Annotated in this window: 24 protein-coding genes; 14 read left to right on the forward strand and 10 right to left on the reverse strand. The window is 36.1% G+C overall.

Translation table 11 applies throughout. The features are described 5' to 3' along the window. Positions 1-29: 29 nt before the first annotated feature. Positions 30-1,559 (reverse strand): carbon-nitrogen hydrolase family protein, encoded by a 1,530-nt coding sequence (locus J3495_RS07795; RefSeq protein ID WP_210665996.1) that lies wholly within the window; start codon positions 1,557-1,559, stop codon positions 30-32. 179 nt (positions 1,560-1,738) lie between these two features. Between J3495_RS07795 and J3495_RS07800 the strand changes: the two genes are divergently transcribed. After that, a complete protein-coding gene (locus J3495_RS07800; protein WP_210665997.1) occupies positions 1,739-2,071 on the forward strand; it encodes a single-stranded DNA-binding protein in 333 nt (110 codons plus the stop codon). 78 nt (positions 2,072-2,149) lie between these two features. On the opposite strand, the gene J3495_RS07805 is transcribed toward J3495_RS07800, so the two are convergent. The 7 genes from J3495_RS07805 to metG all read right to left on the reverse strand — a co-directional run bounded on the left by J3495_RS07805 (position 2,150) and on the right by metG (position 10,017). After that, positions 2,150-2,842, reverse strand: coding sequence for a DUF2461 domain-containing protein (locus tag J3495_RS07805; RefSeq protein ID WP_210665998.1), 693 nt, complete (start codon positions 2,840-2,842; stop codon positions 2,150-2,152). Positions 2,843-3,206: 364 nt separating this feature from the next. Further along, positions 3,207-3,725 carry a ferritin gene (locus J3495_RS07810; protein ID WP_210665999.1) on the reverse strand — a complete coding sequence of 173 codons (519 nt, stop codon included), beginning with the start codon at positions 3,723-3,725 and terminating at the stop codon, positions 3,207-3,209. Between the two features lie 137 nt (positions 3,726-3,862). Beyond that, positions 3,863-5,266 carry a hypothetical protein gene (locus J3495_RS07815; RefSeq protein ID WP_210666000.1) on the reverse strand — a complete coding sequence of 468 codons (1,404 nt, stop codon included), beginning with the start codon at positions 5,264-5,266 and terminating at the stop codon, positions 3,863-3,865. A 39-nt stretch (positions 5,267-5,305) separates the two neighbouring features. After that, on the reverse strand, positions 5,306-5,947 hold the full coding sequence (locus tag J3495_RS07820; protein ID WP_210666001.1) for a chloramphenicol acetyltransferase: 642 nt from the start codon (positions 5,945-5,947) through the stop codon (positions 5,306-5,308). Continuing rightward, positions 5,947-6,654 carry an HAD family hydrolase gene (locus J3495_RS07825; RefSeq protein WP_210666002.1) on the reverse strand — a complete coding sequence of 236 codons (708 nt, stop codon included), beginning with the start codon at positions 6,652-6,654 and terminating at the stop codon, positions 5,947-5,949. The genes J3495_RS07820 and J3495_RS07825 overlap by 1 nt, the downstream gene beginning before the upstream one ends. Before the next feature lie 291 nt (positions 6,655-6,945). Beyond that, complete coding sequence (locus J3495_RS07830; protein ID WP_210666003.1) at positions 6,946-7,833, reverse strand: DMT family transporter; 888 nt, start codon at positions 7,831-7,833, stop codon at positions 6,946-6,948. Positions 7,834-7,959: 126 nt separating this feature from the next. Continuing rightward, on the reverse strand, positions 7,960-10,017 hold the full coding sequence (gene metG / locus J3495_RS07835) for a methionine--tRNA ligase (protein ID WP_210666004.1): 2,058 nt from the start codon (positions 10,015-10,017) through the stop codon (positions 7,960-7,962). A gap of 670 nt (positions 10,018-10,687) precedes the next feature. On the opposite strand from metG, the gene J3495_RS07840 reads away from it, so the two are divergent. The 3 genes from J3495_RS07840 to J3495_RS07850 all read left to right on the forward strand — a co-directional run bounded on the left by J3495_RS07840 (position 10,688) and on the right by J3495_RS07850 (position 12,509). Then, on the forward strand, positions 10,688-10,888 hold the full coding sequence (locus tag J3495_RS07840; RefSeq protein WP_210666087.1) for a hypothetical protein: 201 nt from the start codon (positions 10,688-10,690) through the stop codon (positions 10,886-10,888). Between the two features lie 111 nt (positions 10,889-10,999). Next, complete coding sequence (locus J3495_RS07845; protein WP_210666005.1) at positions 11,000-11,227, forward strand: CDGSH iron-sulfur domain-containing protein; 228 nt, start codon at positions 11,000-11,002, stop codon at positions 11,225-11,227. A gap of 148 nt (positions 11,228-11,375) precedes the next feature. After that, a complete protein-coding gene (locus J3495_RS07850) occupies positions 11,376-12,509 on the forward strand; it encodes a DinB family protein (protein ID WP_210666006.1) in 1,134 nt (377 codons plus the stop codon). A gap of 69 nt (positions 12,510-12,578) precedes the next feature. Here J3495_RS07850 and J3495_RS07855 read toward each other — a convergent pair whose 3' ends face one another. Continuing rightward, positions 12,579-13,481, reverse strand: a complete 903-nt coding sequence (locus J3495_RS07855; RefSeq protein ID WP_210666007.1) for a PhzF family phenazine biosynthesis protein — start codon at positions 13,479-13,481, stop codon at positions 12,579-12,581. Positions 13,482-13,775: 294 nt separating this feature from the next. Between J3495_RS07855 and J3495_RS07860 the strand changes: the two genes are divergently transcribed. Then, a complete protein-coding gene (locus J3495_RS07860) occupies positions 13,776-14,345 on the forward strand; it encodes a DUF4494 domain-containing protein (protein WP_210666008.1) in 570 nt (189 codons plus the stop codon). An 864-nt stretch (positions 14,346-15,209) separates the two neighbouring features. On the opposite strand, the gene J3495_RS07865 is transcribed toward J3495_RS07860, so the two are convergent. Beyond that, positions 15,210-15,704, reverse strand: coding sequence for a hypothetical protein (locus J3495_RS07865; RefSeq protein WP_210666009.1), 495 nt, complete (start codon positions 15,702-15,704; stop codon positions 15,210-15,212). A gap of 316 nt (positions 15,705-16,020) precedes the next feature. On the opposite strand from J3495_RS07865, the gene J3495_RS07870 reads away from it, so the two are divergent. The 9 genes from J3495_RS07870 (at position 16,021) to proC (ending at position 26,389) form a co-directional block, all read left to right on the forward strand. Next, positions 16,021-16,440, forward strand: a complete 420-nt coding sequence (locus J3495_RS07870; protein WP_210666010.1) for a lipocalin family protein — start codon at positions 16,021-16,023, stop codon at positions 16,438-16,440. Positions 16,441-16,639: 199 nt separating this feature from the next. Further along, positions 16,640-17,179 (forward strand): DMP19 family protein, encoded by a 540-nt coding sequence (locus tag J3495_RS07875; protein WP_210666011.1) that lies wholly within the window; start codon positions 16,640-16,642, stop codon positions 17,177-17,179. A 1,454-nt stretch (positions 17,180-18,633) separates the two neighbouring features. After that, positions 18,634-19,905, forward strand: a complete 1,272-nt coding sequence (serS, locus tag J3495_RS07880) for a serine--tRNA ligase (protein ID WP_210666012.1) — start codon at positions 18,634-18,636, stop codon at positions 19,903-19,905. Between the two features lie 91 nt (positions 19,906-19,996). Next, positions 19,997-20,824, forward strand: coding sequence for a prolipoprotein diacylglyceryl transferase (gene lgt / locus J3495_RS07885; RefSeq protein ID WP_210666013.1), 828 nt, complete (start codon positions 19,997-19,999; stop codon positions 20,822-20,824). A 68-nt stretch (positions 20,825-20,892) separates the two neighbouring features. Continuing rightward, on the forward strand, positions 20,893-22,674 hold the full coding sequence (locus J3495_RS07890) for a tetratricopeptide repeat protein (protein ID WP_210666014.1): 1,782 nt from the start codon (positions 20,893-20,895) through the stop codon (positions 22,672-22,674). Positions 22,675-22,750: 76 nt separating this feature from the next. Next, on the forward strand, positions 22,751-23,062 hold the full coding sequence (locus tag J3495_RS07895; RefSeq protein WP_210666015.1) for a DUF4286 family protein: 312 nt from the start codon (positions 22,751-22,753) through the stop codon (positions 23,060-23,062). Between the two features lie 326 nt (positions 23,063-23,388). Beyond that, the gene (gene rsmA, locus J3495_RS07900; protein WP_210666016.1) at positions 23,389-24,174 is read left to right on the forward strand and encodes a 16S rRNA (adenine(1518)-N(6)/adenine(1519)-N(6))-dimethyltransferase RsmA; all 786 of its coding nucleotides are present in this window, start codon (positions 23,389-23,391) and stop codon (positions 24,172-24,174) included. Beyond that, complete coding sequence (gene mgtE / locus J3495_RS07905) at positions 24,158-25,507, forward strand: magnesium transporter (RefSeq protein WP_210666017.1); 1,350 nt, start codon at positions 24,158-24,160, stop codon at positions 25,505-25,507. Before rsmA ends, mgtE begins: the two co-directional genes overlap by 17 nt. A gap of 105 nt (positions 25,508-25,612) precedes the next feature. Continuing rightward, positions 25,613-26,389, forward strand: a complete 777-nt coding sequence (gene proC, locus J3495_RS07910) for a pyrroline-5-carboxylate reductase (protein WP_210666018.1) — start codon at positions 25,613-25,615, stop codon at positions 26,387-26,389. Positions 26,390-26,391 lie beyond the last annotated feature (2 nt).

A 26,391-nucleotide genomic window follows, 5' to 3' on the forward strand; every position in this document is an offset into this window, starting at 1 on the left:
TCTCATTCTGCTTGTAATTTGATAAATGATTACGGATTTATTTTTCTAATTTCATACAAATCATTTCGGCGGTCTTTCAAAATCCGAACGCTTCCGTGCTCGTGAAGTTGTTTTAGTAAATTCAAATCGACATCAACAATCAGTGTCATTTCGGTATTAGGTGTCGCTTCGGCTTTGATGCCATTACTTGGAAAAGCAAAATCCGAAGGCGTAAAAACAGACGCTTGTGCATACTGAATATCCATATTGTTTACTTTTGGCAGATTACCAACACAGCCGGCAATCGCCACATAACATTCGTTTTCTATCGCACGTGCCTGCGAGCAATGTTTGACGCGCGTATACGCATTTTGAGTATCTGTTAAAAAAGGAACAAACAAAATATTCATTCCTTCGTTAGCCATAATTCGCGAAAGCTCAGGAAACTCAACATCGTAGCAAATCAAAATACCAATTTTACCGCAATCGGTATCAAATGTTTTAAATTCTGAGCCGCCTTTCATGCCCCAATGTTGCACTTCGTTGGGTGTGATGTGAATTTTGGTATACATTTCTGAGGTTCCGTCTCTTTTGCATAAAAAACCAACGTTGTACAGATTTCCGTTGTCGAGATACGGCATACTTCCCGTAATAATATTGATGTTGTACGAAATAGCAAATTCCTGAAAGCGCTTTCTAATTGGGTCAGAGTGGCGAGCGAGTTCTCGAATGGCTTCGGCTTCAGAAAGATGGTTGTAATCGGCCATTAAAGGCGCAATAAAAAGTTCCGGAAATAAGGCAAAATCGGCTCCGTAACCAGACACAACATCGATAAAAAATTCAGATTGCTCAAAAAGGGCTTCGATATTATTGAGCTGACGCATTTGCCACTGAATCAATCCCAGGCGGATTACACTTTTTTCAAGATTAATCAATTTTGGACTTTCATCATAATAAACGTTGTTCCACTCCAGAAGTACCGCAAATTCTTTAGATTCTTCATCACCTTCCAAATAGTTTTTTATGATTCGTAAAACATGAAAATCATTGCTCAGCTGAAAAGAAAGTACTGGGTCATGCAATTCTTTGTGCTTGACTTTTTCTATATAATTTTTTGGAGTAAGTTTTTTAGAATGTTTTGCATAATTCGGAATTCTACCTGCAAAAACAATCGCTTTCAGATTCAATTGCTCGCACAATTCTTTACGAACATCATACAAACGGCGTCCTAAACGCAAACCACGATAATTGGGGTGAATAAAAACATCTATTCCGTACAGGATTTCTCCATCGGGATTGTGAGTTGAAAAAGTATAATTGCCAATAATTTGTCTGTAATTGTGTTTTTTATCTACTAATTTTTCTGGAAGGATCAATGACAAAGCAGAACCTACTACTTTTCCGTCTACCAAAATCACCAGTTGACCTTCAGGAAAAATAGAGAGTAAATTTTCGATATCTGATTCTTTCCAATACGAATTCGCCATTACTGGATAGGATTCTATCATTGAGTTTTTGAGTTCCTTGTAGTCGTCTAATTTTAAATTTCGTAATTCAACTTTATTAATTTCGGTTTGCATAATGTAAGATTTATCTCAAATATACTAAAAATTAATCCCATTTGCAAACGTTTACAAATAGTTATAGTCGAAAGTAAATACTTTGTAACCGAATAATTTTGGAAAGTTGCTGCAATTTTGCCTTGTTGAATTTGATAAACGAATTCATTTTATAACAACTTTAAAAAAGAATATACGCCATGAACACATTAAGAAACAAAGTACAATTGATTGGAAACGTAGGAAACGAACCAGAAATCAAAACATTAGAGAACGGTAGAAAACTGGCTCACTTGACCATTGCGACTAATGAAAAATATACCAATGAAAAAGGAGAGAAAGTAGAGCAAACCGAGTGGCATCGCGTAACTGCGTGGGGTAAAACTGCCGAAATAATCGAAAAATATGTGGTAAAAGGAAAAGAAATTGCCGTTGAAGGGAAACTTACCCACAGAAGTTACGACGATAAAAATGGAGAAAAACGTTATGTGACCGAAGTCGTAATAAATGAAATTTTACTGATGGGTAAATAGCGAGTACAAAGTATTTTATTAAAAAGCGACTGGTTGGCAAAATCAGTCGCTTTTTTTGGGTTTGAATTAATGATAAATTTATAAAACAGAAGCACCGTTAATATCTGTTGTAAGTATTTCGCTCATATAATCAAAAAAAGGACGCATTTTTTGAAATGTTTCTGTGGCCTGTTCCACAAAATTATGGGCCAATACTTCTTCATCGGTAAAGCGTTTAATGACCAAAAACTGTTTGTAGCGCAGTAAATCTATCGCTTCGTGTTGCACATCAAAACCCTTTGGCGCTGTTTTAAGCTGCTCGCCTTGCAAGTTTCCAAAAGTGCTAACAAATGATTTAGCCTCCAGTATCTTTCGCATTGGTTTAGGATCGTGTCCAAATTCAGCTCTTATTCTTTTTAAATCGGCAGCATTGGGACCCCAAAAACCTCCCGCAAGAAAACTGTTTCCAGCTTCCAAATGAAAATAGTATCCGCCACGTCTTTCTTTTGTTGCTCTGGTAAAACTGCCTCCCCAAAAGGTTTTAAAAGGAGTTTTGTCTTTAGAAAAACGAATATCACGATAAATTCTGTACACACTTTTTTTGCCCGAAGCCGTTTCCAAAACATCTGTTTTAGAAAGCTCTTTAAGTAAATCATCCGCAAAAGTCTGTATATAATTTAGCTCGGTTTGGTAGTTGGATTTATTGGCATCAAACCAGACTTTATTATTGTTTTCTTTAAGTTGTGACAAAAAATCGAGACTAGATTTAGGTACGATGCTAGCATTTTTCATAAATTGAAATATTTGCTTTTTGGGATGTTAATTTGTTTTTTATAAAATGGAAAGCTTATGATTTGTGCATAAAAAAACCTTCATAATTGAAGGTCTTTTTACGCTATATTTTTTAGTAAGTCAAACATAGGACATCTGGAGCAACGTTTTTTCTCGCTCTTTTTAAATTTTTCACAACAAGTTGACTTGCAGTTTTCAAGCTTCTTAATGTTGTCAAGGATGTCTTTGTTTTTCTTCTTCTTTTTATCCTTTTTCTTGTCCTTATCTTTTTCTTTCTTGCTCACTTTATACTGGAATTATAAAACTGAGACAAAGATAAAATAAATATCTTATTTTTATATATTCTAAATAAACTTTAACTTTTTTATTTAGGATTAATGGCGATTGAGCTTGTTACTGCTAACTGCTGAATATCACGATCAAACAAGTAAAGACCGCCTTTGTCGTCACCAATTAAGTTAATTTTGTCTAAGATAGATTTGGCCGTAGCTTCTTCTTCAATTTGTTCGGCAACATACCATTGCAAGAAATTGTGAGTCGCATAATCTTTTTCTTCAAAAGTGATATGCACCAATTCGTTAATAGATTCCGAAACAAAAATTTCATGTGCATAAAGGGCTTCAAACATTTCTTTGAAAGTTGAATAACTCGTTTTTGGCGCTTTCAAATCTGTAATTTGAGCATGTCCGCCACGTTCGTTTACATATTTTATTAATTTAAGCATGTGCTCACGTTCTTCGTCAGATTGAGTATACATAAATTGTGCAATTCCTTCTAAACCATGTACTTCAGCCCAACAAGCCATAGAAAGATAAGTTTGCGAAGATTCTGCCTCGATGCGAATTTGCTTATTTAAAGCGGCTTCAATATTTTTTGATAACATAATTGTGTCTTTTTTGTAAAGTTAAAAAAAATAATCCAAACCGTTTTTCGAAACAAAGAAAACACAGCATATTTGGATCAATTCTCAATAAAATTAGGCATTCATGAAATCAATGATTTCAGAACTTACTCGTTTTATCAATTAAAACCATCTTTAAATTTACGCAAAATATATTCTTTGGAGGTTTGATCATAATAACCCAAAATAAAGTAATCTTTAAACGGAATGACATTGGCGAAAGCCGCTTCCTGATGCTGATTTAAGAAATAAGAAATTTTATCTACAGCCAAAGGAGAAGGCTCGCCACTGCTGAACTCAAAGTTTTTGTTTAAAGCACTTTCAAAGAAAACAGTTTCGGTATGCACGTTGGGATAAAAAGTAATAGGCGAAAATATTTGACCAAATTCATCATCATATTGACCAAAATTTTGCGCATAATAATCGAGATTTTCACTTTTTGGTGTTCCTCCGAGAGTGATCAAAGTGTTCTTTTTATTTTTGAAAATGGATAAACCAATATCCAAATTTGAAAGATAGTGTAAAAATTTAGCTGTTTTTTTGATTTCACCCGGTTTTCCATATTCTCTTTGAATCAATAAAGGAGAGTTTTTGAAACGAATCGTGTCGTTTTTTGCAACATGAATGCTTTTTATACTTAAACCAGAACCATAATCTTTTACATCAAACAGCAGTTCTTCTTTATTTGCAGTGACTTGAAATAGTTTGTTTTCTGCTAAAAAAGAATTAGAGGATCGCAGTGGTTTTTTGGTATTAGGCTGCAGGAAGATCTTTTCATTAAGAGTATGGTTATCTAAATTAATCTCAAAAACTTGCGTTTGCTTTGGGTTTTGATCTAAGGTCAATACCATCTTGTTCTCCTGCAGGTAAACTTTGCTTTTTGCGGTGCTTTTGTACAGAGGATTGTAGTCCTTGACCTCCATTTTTTCAATAGGATTTTGTTTAATCAACTCGGTGAAAGGAAGGAAACTGGTGTTTTTATTTTGAAATTTGAACAGAGAAAAGTCAAATATTTTTTCTTCAACCATTCCATTTTTAAAAGTGTAAACCGCTAAAGTCTGTTCTGAGATAGGTTTAGAAAGGATGTAAAACAAATTATTATCTTGAAAAGTCGCCACGACATACTGACTTTCAGACGGAAAGCCAAATTTTAAAGCTTTGTACGTTTTGGTTTCTAAATAATATTTGATCACTATAATTTCTTTAAAATCTCTCGAAGTCCAATAAAGACTGGGGTTTCCATCTTCGCTAAAACTCGAAGCAATCAATTCTTTATTCTCCAAATTGACAAGCGGTCCTGTATATTGGTCCGTTAGAAATAAAGCACTATTGTATTTTAAAATAGTAATATTTTGGTCATAAGCAGCAAATACAAACACCTCGTGCGTGAGTAAATTTTCGGCATTTAAAATCTGAATATTCTTTGCTGATTTTTTTAGATCTAAAGCATGAGAAGTCAAGACAGTTTGACCAAAAAATGCTGATTTGTAAAGAAGTAGCAAGAAGATTAAAGATTTTTTCATAACGTTTGAGGTTCAAAAATCATTCCATAATTTTAACATTTATTTTTCTAACGGATGATTCATCAAATCCTGAAAACAATCGACAAATTTCCCCACATGTAAACCATCCATCAAACCGTGATGCACATGTACAGACATGGCGATTGATCTTTTTCCGTTATCGGAGCTTATCATTTTTCCAAACGAAATTTTCGGACAACTATCAGGATAAGTAAAACTTCTTGCATGAGAAAGCGAAGTAAAATTTAACCACGGAATAGCAGAAAAATGAATCACGTTATCGTCTTTAAACTCGCGCGTAAAAATTCCTGTTGTATTCTGAATACGTTCAATTTCGGCCAAAGCATTTTGTTCGAAAATTTTAAAATCAGGATGGTATTCCATTAAAGAAAAACCAAAAGTTCCGTCTTCACGACCAATGGTGGCCGAAGCATCAACACGTCCGTTGATGTAAATTTTATCATCAGAAATTCGGTATTTAAAATTTTCAATAGTATTTACCGCTACCAAAGTTTTGTGCAAATAATAAATAAAAAATGAGGTGTTGAGTTTTTTTGCGTTTTGATAAGCCGTTGTACAATCAATGGTTACGGTTGCGCCAAAAAAAGGCTCTTCCATTTGGCTGAAATGCTTAAAATGCTCTTTTCTGTTCCAGTTTTCTAAATCTAAAATTGTTTTCATTACTTCAAATTGTTCAGGACTTCAGTGATTTTTTCGAAAGAGCTAAAATGTTCGTGCTCTACTTTATGACTTATTTTTTCGTGTTCCCAAGTGGTGTGAAACGGAATGTGAACCGCATAACCGCCGATTTCTAAAACGGGTAAAACATCTGATTTAAGCGAGTTGCCAATCATCAAAAATTCGTGCGCCTGAATGTCTAAACGGCCAAGTAGTTTTTTATAATCAATTTGCTGCTTGTCAGACATCACCTCGATATGATGAAAATAATGCCCCAAACCAGAACGATGTAATTTACTTTGCTGATCTTTTAAGTCGCCTTTTGTGGCAACAACCAATTTGTATTTTCCGTGCAGAGCTTGCAAAGTTTCTTCAACGCCATCTAAAAGTTCGATCGGTTTTTCGAGTAATTCTTTTCCGTATTGAATGATTTTTGCAATGACTTCAAGCGGAATTGTATTGTTCGAAATATTCATTGCCGCTTCAATCATTGACAAAATATATCCTTTGATTCCATATCCGTACAGAGATAAATTTTCGATTTCGATTTTAAATAATTCCTGTGAAATGCCTTGATGTGACAAATAATCTTCCATCAAAGCACAAAATTTATGTTCGGTTTCCTGAAAGTAAGGTTCGTTTACAAACAAAGTGTCATCGGCATCAAATGCAATTACTTTTAAGTGGGGTATTTTGTTTTTATGTAACATAATGTTTTTGTTTCAAGTTTTTTTGTTTCAGGTTTTTTGCCACGAATTACACGAATTTTTTCACCACAGATTAAGATGATTTCAAAGATTTCTCAAAAAAAGCTGCTTAATCTGCTCAATTTCCGTGGAATCTTTTTCGCCACGAATTTACGCATTGCATTAATTTTTTGCCACAGATTAAATAATTTTAAAGATTTTCCAAAAAAGATCCGCTTAATCTGCAAAATCTGCGTGAAACTTTTATCAGGAATTACAATCAATCTGGGTAAATTCGTGTGCAAACTTTCAATCCTAATTTTTATAGAATAACGTCTTTAAAGAAATGGTTTTATCGTAAAACGTAATTCTTATTCCGAAAAGCAAAATCATTCCGCCAAAAATCATCTGTAAAGTTATTTGTTCTTCCAAAAACAACCAAGCCAAAATCGAGGTAATTACAGCCTGACTCAATAAACTTAGCGAAACTCTTGTCGCGCGCATGTGTTGTGTTGCGTAACTGATCGAAATCCAGGCGCACAGCTGACAAATGATTGCCTGAAGCACTAAGACTAGCCAGCCCGTGTTTGAAAATCCTGTAAAAGGTTCGTTTAAGGCATAACAAAGAATTCCTAAATAGAGACTCGAAGTGAGCAAACTGATTGTCATAAAAGACAAGACATCTGTTTCTGAAACTACTTTTTTGCTCACCAAAAGATATATCGAATACAAAATACCCGATAAAATGGCAAACAGAAACGCTTGATTAAAATTCATTTCTATAAAAAAGCCAAAACCTACCAAAGTGATCATTCCAAATAAAGAAACAATAGTCCCGATCCAGAAATTGACGGCAGGTCTTACTTTCAAAAAGAAAAACGAACCGATCCCAACCCACACGGGCGCTAAATTGGTCAGTAGCGAAGCCTGAGTTGCGGTAGAATCTTGAATTGCAATATTCCAAACGGCAACATCCGAAGAAAATAAGATGCCGCAAAGTGCTGCCAGCAATATGATTTTTGGTTTTGGAAGTGTAAAATTTTTGGTCAGAAGCACATAAGGCAAAAGTAAAATCACCGCAAAAGTCATTCGATAAAAAGCCGAAATCAATCCCGGAGCCAAACGAAGTTTTATCAATATCGGAAAAATCGAAATACAAAGTATCCCGCAGATTAAGGCTAATCTTGGTTTGGTGAGTTTCATTTTTGTGTTTTTTGACCTTGTGTTATTTTTCAAATATAACTCACAAAGCGAATGATTTAAAAACAAAAAACGTGAATCAATTAATAATATTAATCAATTCACGCAATTTTATATAAGAATTAAACCTTAATTTATCGTTTCACCATTCGGTGCATCAGCATCTGGGTTTACAAAAACCAGTTTGCCTTCGGCATTGGTTGTCATCAGGATCATTCCTTGGCTTTCAACTCCCCGTAACGCTCTTGGCGCTAAGTTGACCAGAACCGTAACACGTTTACCAATGATTTCTTCTGGAGAAAAACTTTCGGCAATACCTGAAACGATTGTGCGAACATCAATTCCGGTGTCGATTTTTAGTACCAGAAGTTTGTTGGCTTTATGCATTTTTTCGGCTTCGATGATAGTTCCCACACGTAAATCCATTTTGGCAAAATCCTCATACTGAATCAAGTCTTTCTGTGGTTCTGCTTTTTTGTTTTCGGCAATATTGGCGGTTTTTGTAGCTTCCAATTTATCTATTTGTTTTTGTATTTCTTCGTCTTCTATTTTTGCAAAAAGCAACTCTGCTTCGCCAATTTGGTGACCATCCAGAATCAATTCTGAAGTATCAGTAACATCATTCCATTTCAGTTTGCCTTCATTTTTTAAGATTTTGGACAATTTAGTCGCAGTAAAAGGCAAAAACGGCTCAGCCAAAACGCTCAACGCAGCAGCGATTTGCAACGCCACATACATTTGGGTTTTTACGCGCTCCGGATTGTCTTTAATCACTTTCCAAGGTTCTTCGTCTGCCAAATATTTGTTTCCTAAACGAGCCACATTCATCAATTCGCCCAAAGCTTCACGAAATCTATAACGCTCAACCGAACTCGAAATCACGGCTGGATACGCTTTTAATTCTGCCAAAGTATTTTCGTCAACCTCAGATAATTCATTCGGTGTTGGCACAAATCCTTCGTAATATTTATTGGTCAAAACCACGACACGATTAATAAAATTGCCAAAAACAGCCACCAATTCGTTGTTGTTTCTCGCCTGAAAATCTTTCCAGGTAAAATCATTATCCTTAGTTTCCGGCGCGTTTGATGTTAACGCATAACGCAAAACATCCTGTTTCTCCGGAAAATCTTCTAAATATTCGTGCAGCCAAACTGCCCAGTTTTTAGAAGTCGAAAGTTTGTTTCCTTCCAAATTCAAAAACTCATTTGCAGGCACATTGTCGGGCAAAATATAGCTTCCTTCGGCTTTTAGCATCGCAGGAAAAATGATACAGTGAAAAACAATATTGTCTTTCCCGATAAAGTGTACCAGTTTGGTATCTTCATCTTTCCAGTACGGCTCCCAATCTTTTCCTTCGCGCAGCGCCCATTCTTTTGTAGAAGAGATGTACCCAATTGGCGCATCAAACCAAACATATAATTTCTTGCCTTCGGCACCTTCAACCGGAACATCAATTCCCCAGTCAAGGTCACGCGTTACCGCACGAGGTTCCAGACCGCCATCAACCCAAGATTTTACTTGTCCGTATACATTCGGTTTCCAGTCGTTTTTATGTCCAACTAAAATCCATTCTGTCAGGAAATCAGTGTATCTGTCAAGAGGCAAAAACCAGTGTTTGGTCGATTTTAAGATCGGTACTTCTCCCGTAATCGTCGATTTCGGATTGATCAAATCGGTCGCATTCAAAGTCGATCCGCATTTTTCGCACTGATCTCCGTACGCTTCTTCGTTGCCACATTTCGGACACGTTCCTACCACAAAACGATCGGCCAAAAACTGATCTGCTTTCGCATCATACAATTGTTCGGTTATTTCTTCAATAAAATCTCCGTTATCATATAATGTTCTAAAGAATTCTGAAGCCGTATCATGATGTATCTTAGCCGAAGTTCGAGAATAATTATCAAACGAAATACCGAAATCAATAAACGATTTGCGAATAATTCCGTCATATTTATCAATAATTTCTTGTGGCGTTACTCCTTCTTTTTTTGCTTTCATCGAAATTGCAACTCCGTGTTCGTCGCTTCCGCAAATAAACGCAACATCTTTTCCTTGCAAACGTAAATATCTCGAATAGATATCTGCAGGCACGTAAACCCCCGCCAAATGCCCAATATGAATAGGTCCGTTGGTGTAAGGCAATGCTGCTGTAATAGTATATCTTTTAGGATTCTGTATCATAACTCAATTTTATTGAGTGCAAAAATAAGCAATAGAATTGAGTCCCGATGCTTCGACGTAGGTTTTTTCAGGAGCTAATCCCGCTATCCGTTGCAATCTTTTTGTTTTTAAAGAAAAAACAAAAAGGATTTTCACTGCTATCGGGGCTAGGAGACTCCTTTTCATAAGAGTGTTTGTCGTGTTGTTTGTCCTTCCGAGGAACGAGAAATTTGCACAAGAAACCCCTCCCGGTTTGTCATTCCGAGGAACGAGGAATCTTCGCGAAAAGGGAACACAACAAATGTCAAAAATTGTCGAGTTACTAACGGAGATTCCTCGTTCCTCGGAATGACAAGATTGTTTGTTTCTTGGCGAATTATGGTACGTTTTTTCAGGAGCTAATCCCGCTATCCGTTGCAATCTTTTTGTTTTTAAAGAAAAAACAAAAAGGATTTTCACTTCTATCGGGGCTAGGACACTCCTTTTCATAAGAGTGTTTGTCGTGTTGTTTGTCCTTCCGAGGAACGAGGAATCTTCGCAAGAAGCGCACACAACAAATGTCCAAAATTGTCGAGTTACTAACCAAGATTCCTCGTTCCTCGGAAGGACAAGATTGTTTGTTTTAAAACCTGACAAGTTTCCAAAACCTCTCAGCTACACTTAGTGACATAAAACAACAAAACCGCTATATTTGCAAACGCAATCATTACTGTTGAAAATCATGGCAAAAGGACCCGAAAAAAACACAAAAAACAAAGCTTTACACACGAAATTACTCAATCGAAAAAAGGCTAAACTTCAGGAAGAAAAAAAAGAAAGTGCCTTGCGTTTGAAAGCTTTAGTCGCCCAAATGAATCAGAAAATAAAAGACAACCTACCAGATAATCAATAAAATTAGAATTGAAAGACGTTTTTCTAAATAGAACCAATTTAAACTAGCCTTTCAAACAAAATCTTCCCAATTTATTTGCAACCTTTGCCAAGTAAAAAACAAAGAAACATTATGAGCAAGACAAAACTTATCATCAATAAAAACGGATCGATCAAAATAGAAGGCGATTTCGAAATCATGGATCCAGAAGGAAACGTTTACGGACTGCAAGGAAGAGCTGCATTAGGTCTATGCCGTTGCGGATTATCGGCCAACAAACCTTTTTGCGATGGCGGACACCGCAATAACTTCGAACACGATTCTATCGCGTTTGATTTGCCTCCGATGAAGACGAACTAATAAAAATCGTTTTTCATAATATAACAAAGAAGCTGCATTTTTAATGTGGCTTTTTTTATGCTTCTTTCGAAATGATTATTAAATAATAATAAGTTTTTTCGTTAAAAAAACAATATTATATTTACGAAAAATTTTAAAATTATAAGAAATGAGAAAAGTAGTGATGCTATTGCTGTGTTTCAGTTTTGTTTCGGTTTGGGCCCAGACGCAAAAGGTAATTTCAAGTGATTGGACGTCTTTCAATCAAACGATAGACATTCAATCTTCTGTAAAGAAAAAATTTAAAGTCATTGCTTCTGTCAAAGTAGAAACCAATGAACCGCTTGCCTGGGCAGGAGTTTGGGCGAGAGTAGATACTAAAAATGAAGAAGACGGTTTCTTTGACAATATGGGCGACAGGCCAGTTAAAGCAAAAGAGTGGCAATCGTACACGGTAGAAGGCACTATTGATCAAAACAGCAAATCGTTAAGTTTTGGCGGATTGTGTTTGTTTAACGGAAAGTTTTACTTTGATAAATTTGTGGTACTTATAGAAAATGATAAAGGAGTTTTTGAACCTTTGACGATTTTAAATTCAAGCTTTGAAACACCTGTAAAAAACGGAGACATTCCGAAATGGAGTTTCGGAACTACTAAAGATAAAATAGTTAAAGTCAAAGAATATAAAGTGACTTCGGATAAATCGAGTGCAGATGGTAGTTATGCTTTATTGATCGAAGGAACAGGCATCAAAGCCAAACAAGACGGAAGAATTGGCAATGTAGAAGGAGCATCGCCAAAAATTGCCGACATGATCTCGATGCTTGAAGATCTTAAAGATCGTGTAGAGAGAACAGTCAAAAATATGAGTCCGTATGAAATCGATTACCTGCATGATGCACAAGCAAACCGAATTGGAGCTTTAATCATGCATTTGGCTGCCGCCGAAAAATATTATCAGGTCTTTACTTTTGAAAACAGAGGTTTTAATGAAGAAGAAAAGAAAAAGTGGAACACGGCTTTGAACTTGGAGCAGGGAGGAAGAGACGAATTTAAAGGGCATAGTGTGCAGTATTATCTCGATATTTATAACGAGGTAAGAGCAACTACTATTGCCGAACTCAAGAAACGTGATGACAATTGGTTTGTAGAAGTTCAAAAAAGTTATGACTGGACCAATCAATATTGCTGGTTTCATGTAATGGAGCATCAGTCAAGTCATTTGGGGCAAATTTTATTCTTAAAGAAACGAATTCCGCCTGAGCCCAAACCGCTTATACTAGAAAAAGAGATTAAAAACTAAGAGATTTTTTTCTGCTTCGATTGATTAGATAACAAAGAAGCTGCATTTTACCAATGCAGCTTCTTTATTTTAGACATACAATTCGCCCTGCATCGTGATGACAGACGAACCTCCCACCAAAATATCATAATCTCGGTTAAGGACTTCTATAATCGAGGGGTGTTTTAGTTTTACACCTTGCAAAATTTTATATTCTTTATTAGGCTTGGCATATTTTTTTTGTGTCAGATAACCAATCAACGGGCCGGCTGCGGTGCCGGTTGCAGGATCTTCATTGACACCTATTGACGGATTAAAAAAGCGCGCTTCGGCAATGTGATCCTCATCTTCTTTGGTGATCGCAAAACAATAAAATCCTTCAAACTGATATTCTTTCGAAATTTCGATCAAAAGCTTGTTGTCAGGTAAACAGTCGTTAAGCAACTGGCTATTTTTTATCGGTACCATAATATGTGCCACCTCTGTTTTTACTATCGTCGGGACATAATCGTTGCTGTCCAGGTCTTCAATCTTCAGACCAAGTGCCACCGCAATTTTATAAGTTGGTATTTCCTGCTTGATAATAGCAGGTTTTTGATGCATTTGCACGATAGGATCATTGGTAATGGGATCAAATTTTACGGTCAATGGCGTTGGGTCATTTTTCATGATCACAAAATGATTGTGCTCTTGTTGTTGCGCAAAGATGGGCATCTTTTTGAGCAACGCACCACAAACGGCACCCAGTAAATTGTGTCCTGCACCATCAATCTCGATGCCTACAGAAGTAAACGAACGCACGCGCAATGCCTTATGTTCATAAGAGTAATAAATAAAAGAAGTTTCAGAATAACCAAATTCCCTGGCAATATTCTGATACACCTCTAATGCCAGGTTGCCTTCGGTAAAAACAACCGCCAAAGGATTGCCTTTGTAACTGGTATTCGAGAATACATCTAGTACATAATATTCTAATAGTGTTCTTTTTTGCATTGCGTAACTTTTTATATTTGATCTTTTGAGCGAATAAAGTTACTACTTGTTTGGCAACTGAAGCTTAAAAAAATGTGTTTTTATTGTTTTTCTAAGGTCAAGACAACGCTATCATTATGTTACATTTTTTACAATCAGTGTATTGTTTTGGACAAAAGAAGGTTTTAAACCACAAATGCAAGCTAGTAATCGCCTACTCTTTGCTTTGATAGAAATTGTGAATATCTATTTGGATAATCATAGGGTTATTTTTGCTGTAAAATCTATCTTTGGCATCCTTAAAAATAAATAAAGATGAGCGCAACTTGGTACGAATGCAAAGTAAAATATAGAAAAACAGATGAAACCGGTGGACAAAAGGTGCTAACAGAACCGTATTTGGTAGATGCCGTATCGTATACCGAAGCCGAAAGCCGCATCAACGAAGAAATGGCCGCTTATATCAGTGAAGAATTTAAAATCACCAATATCAAAGTAGCCAATTACGCCGAGATCCATCCTTTTGAGAATGCCGACCGTTGGTTCAAGTCCAAAATTTCGTTGCTGGCCTATGACGAAGAAAGTGGTAAAGAACGCAAATCGAATATGTACATGCTCGTGCAGGCCAATGATGTGAGAGAAGCTTTTGATAATACACTTGAGGTCATGAAAAACACGATGGGAGAATACAGTATCCCTGCCATTTCGGAGTCTCCGATTATGGATGTTTTTCCTTATTTTAGTGGAGAAGAAGGCGAAACCGAGCAACTAGAAAGATTCAATGCCATAAAAGCATCCAAGCCAGAACCTGTGGTAGTAATGGGCGAAAGCTTTGATGATATTGACATTGATACCGATGCAGAAGTAGAAGAGGTAGAGTCGTAGGCATACCATTATAAAAAAGAAATACCGCTGAAAAGCAAAAAATGGTCAGAAGAAATTCTGGCCATTTTTTTTGCGGTAGCTTGTAAGCAAGCGACTGAATATCTAAATCTTTTGATATAGTACTAAAAGGTCTGGATGTTATATTTTTAGTATTGAATGGGAAGTAAGCATTGAACCTTTAATCTTTGGCAGACCTAACAGGTTTTAAAACCTGTTAGGTCTAATCTGATTATCATTATTAGAAAGAAAACCAGAACCCAGAGAGGTTGTTTCTTTGAATACTGCTTCTTTAAACTTCATAAAAGGAGTTTTGCATACGAGCAGTTATGTTTTAACAGCCACAATTGGTATCGAATGATACAACAGTGGGGTTCTGAACCTATCTCATGGGGTTCTGAATAGAAGTTGTGGGGTTCTCAACCCCAACGACGGGGTTCCGAACCTAAAATTTGGGGTTCCGAACCCCATTGATGCGGTTCCAGACCCCAACGTTCCGGTTCCGAACCCTATGATTGGGGTTCCAGACCTAAAATTTGAGGTTCTGAACCTCAATGATGCTTGTCAAAACCCCATCGATGCTTGTCAGAACCCTAATGATGTTTGCTATAGCTTTATCGATGTTTGTCTAAACCCAATTGATGCTTGTCTGAACGCCAATGATGTTTATGGTAACCTAATCGATGCTTGTTGTAACCCCATTAATGCTTGTTGTAACCCCACTGATGTTTGTCGCAACCGCAACGATGCTTGCCAGAACCCCATTGGATGGTTTTGTAAGCTTTGCTATTCTTGTCCTAACGGTTTGGCATAAAAAAACCTCTTGAAGTTTGGCTTTCAAGAGGTCTTGTATGGGGTTCAGATGGTTTATTCGGTAGGTTCTTCTGGCTTGATTGGGGTGGGTGCGCTTTTGCTTCGGGTAAAAAACTGAGATAATTCTTTTATTTTTACTTCATAACCTGCTTGTTTGGTGTTCACTTTGTATTTGGTGTAATCATAATCGGTGAGTGCCATGTGGTAGCAATCGTAGTCGTGCAGTATTTTGTTGTTTTTTAGGCTCTGGGTCAGGCTTTCCAGACGGGCAATCATACTTTGCAAGTATTCTCGCGAAGCTACATCTTCCTGAAACGCTGCCCAATCTACATCGGGGCTGCTTAATCCTGCCTGACTGTGTCTAAAGTCTTTTACTTTGTTTACAAAAAGTTTGTTTTGCTCGTGAACGCTCCCAAATCGTACTCTTTCTTCTGGCGAAAGATTCTTGAATTTACTATTTAAAGTGTTTTCTAAGGTCGTAAGACTGCTAATCGAGGTGTTTTTTTCTTCTGCCGTATAATGCACGGCGTTTAGATTTTCTATTGACATGATTTCTAAAAATTATCGGTTGTACATTAAGAATTAATTTTTAAATATAAAAAATTACTTGTAAGAATTAACCGAAATTATAATATTTATTTTAAAGCGTTCAAAGGATAAGTATTTGTTTATGAATAATTTAATCTTTACAGAAAGAGACTGCTACCACTGCTTTGGTTACAACTCCCCGAAATTAATGGGCACAATCCCTGTAATTATGTAAATGATACTCGATTTTGTGTAACATTTCTGACAGGTATCGAGAGTAATTTAGCCGTATTATAATCGCATACAAATCAAACAAATTAATTTAAAAAAATTAGACATGAACACTAAACGTATCGTACTCGCCTTAGCACTAAGCATCGGATTATTCGCCACATCTTGCAGTAATGATGACAACGAAGGAGAAACATTGGCTCCTATTGAAGGGAAATGGGAGATTGTGCAGGTAGGAACCACCATCAATGGTGTAGAAACATTAATTGATGCACCGCAAAACACTAGCGGATGTGACAGAGATTACCTTAATCTTAAGATAGATAACACAGCGATTACAGGAGATTATGATTCTACCGTAAGTGCTTGTGCCCTTACAACAGCATCAGGAATTTATTCGAGATCTCATAATAACTTAACAGTTGTTATTGATGGCGTTACAAAAACTTCTGATATCGTAAACCTTACGCTGAAAGAGTTAAAATTGAAAGATGCTAATGGTATTATTGCTGTATATCATAAGTAATATTAGCTAATAAACCATCGTCCTGATTTGCATTAGGATGTTTCAAACGGGAAGTGCTTTTAAGTACTTCCCGTTTTTTTGTAGATAAAAGTCAGAGATTTTATTCTAAATATAAAATGCTATTAATACCAAACAAAAGGTGATGATGGTATGATTATTTAATTGAAATTTGCAATACAAAATTTAAATACAAAAGGATATGGAATTTGGAAGAATAATAATTTCAGAGACGGCAGGAAACAGTGAAAACCCGCAAGACGTTGTCAATTCAAATATTTCGGTGATTAATCTCATGCGCGAGGAAAAAATAGACGACGATCTGATTCACGAGGATGCTTTGATGAGTTATTATTTAGATTATTATACGTCTCAATATACCGAAGGCAATTTTTCGCAATTTGTTTATAATTCCCGTTGGAACAAAGAGTTGAATGAATTGATCGAAGAAGGTCTGGCACTCATTGGTGCCGAAAAACATCTGGAATTATTTCAAACCCAGGCCAAGCGAGTGCGCTTGCTCAGTAGTGTAAAAATTGACAAATTCTTAAAAGGGAAACTCGAAGGCGTAAACCCAACCAGGGATTTATTAAACAACGATACTTTTTTCGAATTAGAAGAGAATCTCGTTACCTTAAATGCCCACTTCCTGAAATCGCACCCTGACACCGAAGTACTTTCGGTAGATGATATGTTTGCTGCCTTAAAGGAATTTGTGGGGCACGAGATTAAGAGGGAGTAGGTTTTTTTTAAGCTTCTGAGGTACTAAGGTACTAAGGTACAGAGGTGCAGAGGTGCAGAGGTACAAAGGGTTTGGTTTTTTGCCACAGATTAAAAAGATTCACACCGATTTAAAAAATCATTATAATCTTTCTAATCTATGGCTGTTTCTTTTGCCTTTTGGTTAGAAATATAAACTCTAATGAATAGCCAATCGTTGTGTAATAGTAGCCCAACTTTGTGAAACTGCTGTTTTACATTTTTCCACAGATAAAAACTTTCACACCGATTTAAATAGTCCTTTTAATCTTTCAAATCTGTGGCTGTTTCTTTTGCCTTTTGGTGAGAAATATAAATTCTAATGAATAGTCATTCGATTTGTAATAGTAGCCCAACTTTGTGAAACTGCTGTTTTACATTTTTCCACAGATTAAAACATTCAAACCGATTTAAATAATCCTTTTAATCTTTCTAATCTGTGGCTGTTTCTTTTGCCTTTTTGTCAGAAATATAAACTCTAATGAATAGCCAATCGCTGTGTAATAGTAGCCCAACTTTGTGAAACTACTGTTTTACATTTTGCCACAGATTAAAAAGATTCACACCGATTTAAATAATCCTTTTATTCTTTCTAATCTGTGGCTGTTTCTTTTACCTTTTTACTAGAAATATAAATTCTAATGAATAGCCAATCGTTGTGTAATAGTAGTTCAACTTTGTGAAACTGCTGTTTTACATTTTTCCACAGATTAAAAAGATTCACACCGATTTAAATAATCCTTTTAATCTTTCTAATCTGTGGCTGTTTCTTTTGCCTTTTGGTCAGAAATATAAACTCTAATGAATAGCCAATCGCTGTGTAATAGTAGCCCAACTTTGTGAAACTACTGTTTTACATTTTGCCACAGATTAAAACATTCAAACTGATTTAAATAATCATTTTAATCTTTCTAATCTGTGGCTGTTTTTTTGCCTTTTGGTGAGAAATATAAATTCTAATGAATAGCCAATCGCTGTGTAATAGTAGTCCAACTTTGTGAAACTGCTGTTTTACATTTTTCCACAGATTAAAAAGATTCACACCGATTTAAATAATCCTTTTAATCTTTCTAATCTGTGGCTGTTTCTTTTGCCTTTTGGTGAGAAATATAAATTCTAATGAATAGTCAATCGCTGTGTAATAGTAGTTCAACTTTTGAAACTACTGTTTTACATTTTGCCACAGATTAAAAAGATTCACACCGATTTAAATAATCTTATTAATCTTTCTAATCTGTGGCTGTTTTTTTGCCTTTTGGTGAGAAATCTAAACTTTAATAAATGGTCAATCGCTGTGTAATAGTAGTTCAACTTTGTGAAACTACTGTTTTACATCTTACAAAATACATTTCACACTAAAACTTTGTCGTATTCTTAGCAAACATTTCCTTAAATTTGCTTCCTTTATATAAAAATATTAGTTATAAAAACCAAGCTATGTTACAAATCGCATTTATTAGAGAGAATCAGGAGAAAGTAATCAAGGCTTTAGCAAAACGAAATATCGATGCTAAAAGTGTTGTAGAAGAAGTGGTGCAATTAGACGAAAACCGTCGTGCTACACAAGTGGAGTTAGACAATACTTTATCAGAATCTAATAAATTATCCAAAGATATAGGCGAATTAATGAAAGCGGGAGAGAAATCAAAAGCCGCAATCTTAAAAGAAAAAACCGTTTCATTAAAAGAAAAAAGCAAAGAGTTGGGCGAAAAAGCAGAAGCTTTGGCAACCGAATTGACCCATAAATTATACACTTTACCCAATCTTCCTGCTGATATTGTACCGGAAGGAAAAACACCAGACGATAACCTGAATGTTTTTGAGGAAGGTGCTATTCCGGTTTTGCACGAAGGTGCCCAGCCGCACTGGGAACTGGTAAAGAAATACGATATTATCGATTTTGAGTTGGGTGTAAAAATTACAGGTGCAGGATTCCCAGTTTACAAAGGAAAAGGAGCGCGTTTGCAACGTGCTTTGATCAATTACTTTCTGGACAAAAATACTGCTGCAGGCTATAATGAAGTTCAAGTACCGCATTTGGTCAACGAAGCTTCTGGTTACGGAACAGGACAATTGCCAGATAAAGAAGGACAAATGTACCATTCTACAATTGATGATTTGTATTTGATTCCGACTGCTGAGGTTCCAGTTACCAATTTATTCCGTGACGTTTTATTAACCGAAGCTGAATTGCCTGTTTTATATACCGCTTACACGCCATGTTTCCGTCGTGAAGCAGGTTCTTATGGAGCGCATGTGCGTGGTTTAAACCGTTTGCACCAATTTGATAAAGTAGAAATTGTACGTGTAGAACATCCTGATAAGTCTTATGAAGCCCTTGACGGAATGGTTGAACACGTGAAAGATATCTTGAATGAGTTGAAATTACCGTACCGCGTTTTACGCCTTTGTGGTGGCGATATGGGTTTTACATCGGCTTTGACGTATGATTTTGAGGTGTTTTCTACAGCACAGGATCGTTGGTTAGAGATTAGTTCGGTGTCTAATTTTGAGACATTTCAGGCCAATCGCTTGAAGTTGCGTTTTAAAGACAAAGACGGTAAAAATCAATTGGCGCACACACTCAACGGAAGTTCATTGGCGTTGCCAAGAGTTTTGGCCGGAATTTTAGAGAATTACCAAACGCCGGAAGGCATCGTAATTCCAGAAGTTTTACGCCCTTACTGCGGATTTGATATTATAAATTAACTTTTACAGTTCTTAAAGCTACACCTAACAGGTTTTTAAAATCTGTTAGGTTTGTTAATTTAACTAAGAACTTCAATAAAAATAAACCAAGATGAACGGAGTTTTAAACTGGAATGTCGATCCTGTTATTTTCTGGATAACAGATAGTTTTCCTCTAAAATATTACGGAGCGCTTTTTGCCTGCGGACTTTTGCTTGGGTACTACATCGTAAGAACAATTTATAAAAGGGAAAATCTTTCGCTCGAAAACCTCGATAGTTTGCTGATTTATGTAATTGTCGGAACTATTTTAGGTGCCAGATTAGGACATTGTCTTTTTTATGAGCCAGATTATTTTTTTAAACATCCGATAGAAATTCTTTTGCCGATTGAGAAGATTGGTGGGGTGTATAAATTTGTTGGTTTTCAAGGTCTTGCCAGTCACGGAGGTACGATAGGCGTTTTGATTGCGCTTGTTTTGTATTGTCGAAAATTTAAAGTTGCTATTTTTGGATTGCTTGATAGAATGGCTGTTGCCGTTCCAGTTACGGGAGCTTTTATACGATTGGGTAATTTTATGAATTCTGAAATCTACGGAAAACCAACCAACGGAAGTTGGGGAGTGGTTTTTCAGAGAGATGATCTGATTCCGAGGCATCCCACGCAGTTGTATGAAGCCTTTGCGTATTTGCTTATTTGCGGCATTTTATTTTCATTGTATAAAATAGAGAAGATCAAAAATGCCCAAGGATTTATTTTTGGATGTTTCTTGGCGTTATTGTTTTTGGCCCGATTTATAATTGAATTTTTTAAAGAAAATCAGGAAAGTTTTGAAAATGATATGCTCATAAACATGGGACAAATATTAAGCATTCCTTTTATTATATTGGGTTTGGCACTCATCGCCTGGAAATCTAAAGCCATAAAAGAATACCTTTAAAATCATAATTTTAGTCAGGCTAATTCAGACTGAAAACCAATTGAACCACAACTTAAAAAAACCGAAGTATGAAAAACATCTGTATCTATATCGTTTTGTTGTGGTCGTCTTTTGCTTTTTCTCAAAACGAGCAACTGGCGCAATATTACTATGACAAAGGTGATTTTGAAAAAGCAAAAATTAGCTACGAGCAGTTGTTGAACACTTCGCCATCCAATACACAATATTTTCTTAGAATAGTAGATTGCTACCAGCAATTGCAACAGTTTGATGTGGCCGAGAAAGCAATTCAAAGTCGTTATAGCCGTTACAAACAAGGTGTTTTTCTGGTAGAATTGGGTTATAACTTTCAACTGCAGAAAAACGATGCTAAAGCTAAGAATTACTACGAACAGGCTATAGAAAAAATAAAAACGAGTCCGAATGATGTATACGGTATCAGTAATTCCTTTGAGAAAAAGGTGTTGCTCGAATATGCGTTGAAGGCTTACGAAACCGCAATGGGACTGCAGCCGAATTATAATTTTAATTTTCAAATCGGAATGTTGTACGGTCAATTGGGTAAAACCGATAAAATGATCGATATTCTATTGACCGAATCGTTTGCAAATCCACAAAACTCCAATTTGATTCAGGCGCAATTGGCTCGTTTCATGAATGGCGAGACCGATGCAACGGCCTTTAAAGATGCCATGAGAAAAGCCTTAATCCTGAAAACGCAAAAAGAGCAGGATGTTTTCTGGAATCATTATCTGAGCTGGTTTTATGTGCAGCAAAAAGAGTTCGGCAAAGCATTCATTCAGGAAAAGGCTATTTACAAAAGAGAAGGCGAATCGCTCATGAGTATTGTCAATCTGAGTCAGTTTGCGTTGAATGAAGACGATACCGATACTGCCGAAGAGATTCTGAATTTTATTCTCTTAAATACCAAGGATTTGGATTTACTGGTTGATACCAATGCCCATTTGATGCAGATCAAAATAGACAAAGCACAACCCAAAGATTATCCTGTTATTAATGCTGAGTTAGAACAATTACTCAAAACCTACGAAATAACTCCATTTACCTTATCTTTGCAGTTGATTCAGGCACATTTTCTGGCTTTTAATTTAAAGAAGATTGAAGAAGGTAAAGCCGTAGTAAAAAAAGCATTAGAACTGAATATAAACGAGTATCAGAAAGCGGATGTCAAAATGGAGTTGGCAGATATTCTCCTTTTGGAAGAAAAGTTCAATCAGGCGCTGATTTATTATTCGCAAATTCAATTGGATTTAAAGAATGATGTTGTGGCGCAGGAAGCCAGTTTGAAAGCAGCAAAAACAAGTTATTTTAAGACCGATTTTGAGTGGGCGCTCAGTCAGTTTAAAGTACTAAAATCGGCCAATACGCAATTGATTGCTAATGATGCGCTCGAGTATTTTTTACTCATCAACGATAATACTGTTGCCGATTCGACACAAACCGCTTTGAAGCAATTTGCAAAAGGTGATTTTTTAAGATATCAAAATAAAAAAGAAGAGGCGATTGCGCAGTTTCAAAGTATTTTAAAGGCTTTTAAAGGACAGGAAATAGAAACAGTAACATTGTTGCGTTTAGGAAATATATACGAGAGCATAGTCGATTATAATTTGGCTTTAAGCCAGTATCAGCAAATAATAGACAACCATAGCGACGGCATTTATGTAGATGAAGCGTTGTTCTTTTCGGCAGAGATTTATAATGAAAAGCTGAAAGATATCGAAAAGGCAAAACTGCTTTATGAGAAGATTATCTTCAATCATCAAGATAGTATTTATTTTGTTGAGGCGAGAAAAAAATACCGCCAATTGCGGGGAGATACGAATTTATAATTCAGATTTTAGACTTTAGATTTCAGATTTCTACAAGAATCTAAAATCTAAAGTCTAAAATCTAAAATCAAGAAACATGATAATTTACAACGTTACCACCAATATACATGAAAGCGTTCATGACCAATGGTTAAAATGGATGCAGGAAAAGCACATACCCGAAATTTTAGCAACACAAAAGTTTTCTTCGGCTAGAATCGTTAAGGTTTTGATTGAAGAAGAGATGGGTGGCGTTACTTATTCGGTGCAATATTTTACTGATAGTAAAGCAACATTAGAACAATATTATTTAGAAGATGCACCAAAATTCCGTCAGGAAGCTTTGGAATTGTTTGCCGATAAAATGCTTTCTTTCAGAACCGAATTAGAGGTTATTTCTGAGCATTAATTCTAGTATTTAGTTTAAAATTAGGATAATATATTCAATAAAGTAGATGATGATGGAAATTCGATTTCAAACCAAACAAGAAAGTAACAAAAGACAACAAGAAGATTTTTTGAAGTTGTCTAAGGTAGAAAGAATCTATAGTTTCCTTCGGTTAATGGAACGTGTGAATCAGTTTCCTGTCAAAAATAAAGTGAATAAAAATAAAGACAATTTTCTGACTGTAATTGACAGAAATAAATAAAGAATACAACTTTTTTGCCTCCGAGTCTTTCAGATAAGGAAAAAATAAAAGTTTCGTGCCTTTTGAGGCAAAACAAAAAGATAAAATGGAAAAAGTAAAAGCAAAAAAACATTTAGGACAACATTTCTTGAAAGACGAAAGTATCGCAAAAGCAATTGCAGATACCTTGAGTTTAAAAGGATATAATGAGGTTTTAGAAATAGGACCGGGAATGGGTGTGTTGACTAAATATTTGCTGGATAAGCCCATTAATACACACGTGATTGAGATTGATACGGAATCTGTGGTGTATTTGGGTGAAAATTATCCGAAATTAAAAGACAAAATTATCTCTCAGGATTTCCTGAAATACAATATAAACGAGGTTTACGAAAACAAACAATTTGCGATAATCGGAAATTTTCCGTACAATATTTCTACACAAATTGTTTTTAGAACTTTAGAATTTAAACATCAGATTCCGGAGTTTTCGGGCATGTTTCAGAAAGAAGTGGCCGAGAGAATCTGCGAGAAAAAGGGTTCTAAGGCATACGGAATTTTATCTGTTTTGGCCCAGGCTTTCTATGATACAGAGTATTTGTTTACGGTTGACGAAAATGTGTTTATTCCTCCGCCCAAGGTAAAATCGGGTGTGATGAAAATGACCCGAAAGGAAGATTATAGCCTTCCTTGTGGTGAAAGATTGTTTTTTACTGTTGTAAAAACAGCTTTTCAGCAAAGACGAAAAACATTACGTAACAGTTTGAAAACATTAAATTTATCAGATAAATTGCGAGAAGACATTATCTTTGATAAGCGTCCCGAGCAATTGAGCGTAGACGAATTTATTGTTTTGACTCAAAAAATAGAAGCCGATGGAGTTCAAAGTTAGTAAAGAATTACTACACCAGTTAGAAGAGCATATTGTTAATAAAAACGACAAAGAACTTGAGGTTTTATTAAACGATTTACACCATGCAGATATCGCTGAAATCTTGGACGAACTGGATTTTGATGAAGCTACCTATATTTTTAAGGTTTTAGATAGTGATAAAACGGCCGAGATTCTTCTGGAACTGGAAGATGATTTGCGTGAAAATATTTTAAGCCGATTATCTCCAAAAGAAATTGCCGAAGAGCTTGATGAGCTGGAAACCAATGATGCTGCCGATATTATCGCAGAGCTTTCTCAGGAAATCAAAGCCGAAGTAATCTCGGAGTTGATTGACGTTGAACACGCAAAAGACATTGTCGAATTATTGCGTTATGACGAAAATTCTGCCGGTGGTTTGATGGGTAAAGAGCTCGTGAAAGTAAACGAGAACTGGAATGTTCTCACTTGCGTGAAAGAAATGCGCATTCAGGCCGAAAACGTGTCACGAGTCCATTCGATTTATGTAATAGATGATGAAAACCGCCTTAAAGGAAGATTGTCGCTCAAAGATTTGCTCACCACTTCGACCAAAACACAAATCAGTGATATTTATATTCGAAAATTAAACTTTGTCAACGTCGATACCGAAGATGTTGAGGTAGCGAGAATCATGCAAAAATACGATTTGGAAGCTATTCCTGTGGTAGATGAATTGGGGCGCTTGGTAGGTAGAATTACCATTGATGATATTCTGGATGTGATCAAAGACGAAGCGGATAAAGATTATCAATTAGCGGCCGGTATTACTCAGGATGTTGAGTCAAACGATAGTGTTCTCGAATTAACCAAAGCACGTTTGCCTTGGCTTTTGATTGGTATGGTGATCGAGATTGTGGCTTCGTTTGTTCTAAAAGGCAATGAGAGCGTTTTTAAAATCCATTCTACATTGATTATTTTTGTGCCTTTACTTTCGGCGACTGCCGGAAACATTGGTGTTCAGGCTTCTGCGATTGTCGTGCAAGGTTTGGCAAACGGAACCTTGAAAGAATTTAGTCGAGGTTATTTTACTAAAGAAATTACCGTATCGATGATCTCGGGATCTATTATTTCACTATTATTGCTGGGCTATCACTCTGTCATGTACCAACAATATTTGGTGGGATTTGCGATTTCGATCTCCATGATTGTGGTGATTTTATTTGCGGCGACTTTAGGAACTTTGGTGCCGCTTTTTTTGCATAAAAACAAAATAGATCCTGCAATTGCCACGGGTCCCTTTATTACAACAACCAACGATGTTTTTGGTATTATGCTCTATTTTGGAGTAGCCAAATTGATTTTGGGATTTTAAGATTCGGTTAATCGTTAAACTGTTTATGCGTTTAATCGATTAAACAGTTTAGCAATTAAACAGTTCAACAAATAATGCTATTAACCAACCAAAAAATTACCAAGAATGAAAATACATATTATAGGCGGAGGGAATCTAGGCGTTTCCATTGCGTTGGGAATTGCTAAGTTCTCAAAAAATAATCAAGTTACCGTAACAAGAAGAAACACAACAAGTATTCAATATTTGTCAGAGTATGGAATTACGGTTTCGTCGGATAATAAACACAATATTCAGGAAGCAGATGTGGTGATTTTGACCATAAAACCATATCAGGTAGATACCGTTTTTGCTGAAATTTTGCCTGTTATTAAAGGTAAAACAATTGCTTCAGCCGTAAGTGGATTGTCTTTAGAAATGTTGCAATCCAAAACAAATGATGAGTTCCCTGTAATTCGGATTATGCCTAATATCGCAGCGCAATTTGGTGAATCGGCCACGTGTATTTCTTTCCCTGAAAAGGATAAAGAAAAAGCCTTACCGATCGTTGATTTGTTTCAGGATTTAGGAACAGCTCCAGTTATTGACGAAAAATTAATGGATGCGGCAACGGTTTTAGGCGCTTGCGGTACTGCTTATGCCTTACGTTACATTAGAGCTTCGATGCAGGCTGGAATCGAAATTGGTTTCGACTCTCAAACGGCTTTGGCCATCGCAGCACAAACGGTAAAAGGTGCCGCCAAAATGCTGTTGGAAGAAAAAGTACATCCTGAGCAGTTAATTGACCGCGTAACTACGCCACAAGGCTGCACCATTGTTGGTTTGAACGAAATGGAGCACAATGGTTTCAGTTCTTCATTAATCAAAGGAATCAAGACTTCTTTGAAACAGATTAAAGGATAATT

This window comes from Flavobacterium geliluteum (genome assembly GCF_017948595.1).
In the GTDB taxonomy this organism is placed as follows: Bacteria; Bacteroidota; Bacteroidia; order Flavobacteriales; family Flavobacteriaceae; genus Flavobacterium; species Flavobacterium flavipigmentatum.

Coding starts and splice junctions, on each gene's coding strand:
- metG (WP_210666004.1), bottom strand. CDS start 10,017: ATGATACAGAATCCTAAAAGATATACTATTACAGCAGCATTGCCTTAC.
- serS (WP_210666012.1), top strand. CDS start 18,634: ATGTTACAAATCGCATTTATTAGAGAGAATCAGGAGAAAGTAATCAAG.
- J3495_RS07870 (WP_210666010.1), top strand. CDS start 16,021: ATGAACACTAAACGTATCGTACTCGCCTTAGCACTAAGCATCGGATTA.
- proC (WP_210666018.1), top strand. CDS start 25,613: ATGAAAATACATATTATAGGCGGAGGGAATCTAGGCGTTTCCATTGCG.
- J3495_RS07860 (WP_210666008.1), top strand. CDS start 13,776: ATGAGCGCAACTTGGTACGAATGCAAAGTAAAATATAGAAAAACAGAT.
- J3495_RS07890 (WP_210666014.1), top strand. CDS start 20,893: ATGAAAAACATCTGTATCTATATCGTTTTGTTGTGGTCGTCTTTTGCT.
- mgtE (WP_210666017.1), top strand. CDS start 24,158: ATGGAGTTCAAAGTTAGTAAAGAATTACTACACCAGTTAGAAGAGCAT.
- J3495_RS07820 (WP_210666001.1), bottom strand. CDS start 5,947: ATGAAAACAATTTTAGATTTAGAAAACTGGAACAGAAAAGAGCATTTT.
- J3495_RS07825 (WP_210666002.1), bottom strand. CDS start 6,654: ATGTTACATAAAAACAAAATACCCCACTTAAAAGTAATTGCATTTGAT.
- J3495_RS07815 (WP_210666000.1), bottom strand. CDS start 5,266: ATGAAAAAATCTTTAATCTTCTTGCTACTTCTTTACAAATCAGCATTT.
- J3495_RS07805 (WP_210665998.1), bottom strand. CDS start 2,842: ATGAAAAATGCTAGCATCGTACCTAAATCTAGTCTCGATTTTTTGTCA.
- J3495_RS07810 (WP_210665999.1), bottom strand. CDS start 3,725: ATGTTATCAAAAAATATTGAAGCCGCTTTAAATAAGCAAATTCGCATC.
- J3495_RS07865 (WP_210666009.1), bottom strand. CDS start 15,704: ATGTCAATAGAAAATCTAAACGCCGTGCATTATACGGCAGAAGAAAAA.
- rsmA (WP_210666016.1), top strand. CDS start 23,389: ATGGAAAAAGTAAAAGCAAAAAAACATTTAGGACAACATTTCTTGAAA.
- J3495_RS07795 (WP_210665996.1), bottom strand. CDS start 1,559: ATGCAAACCGAAATTAATAAAGTTGAATTACGAAATTTAAAATTAGAC.
- J3495_RS07800 (WP_210665997.1), top strand. CDS start 1,739: ATGAACACATTAAGAAACAAAGTACAATTGATTGGAAACGTAGGAAAC.
- J3495_RS07830 (WP_210666003.1), bottom strand. CDS start 7,833: ATGAAACTCACCAAACCAAGATTAGCCTTAATCTGCGGGATACTTTGT.
- lgt (WP_210666013.1), top strand. CDS start 19,997: ATGAACGGAGTTTTAAACTGGAATGTCGATCCTGTTATTTTCTGGATA.
- J3495_RS07895 (WP_210666015.1), top strand. CDS start 22,751: ATGATAATTTACAACGTTACCACCAATATACATGAAAGCGTTCATGAC.
- J3495_RS07855 (WP_210666007.1), bottom strand. CDS start 13,481: ATGCAAAAAAGAACACTATTAGAATATTATGTACTAGATGTATTCTCG.
- J3495_RS07850 (WP_210666006.1), top strand. CDS start 11,376: ATGAGAAAAGTAGTGATGCTATTGCTGTGTTTCAGTTTTGTTTCGGTT.
- J3495_RS07875 (WP_210666011.1), top strand. CDS start 16,640: ATGGAATTTGGAAGAATAATAATTTCAGAGACGGCAGGAAACAGTGAA.
- J3495_RS07845 (WP_210666005.1), top strand. CDS start 11,000: ATGAGCAAGACAAAACTTATCATCAATAAAAACGGATCGATCAAAATA.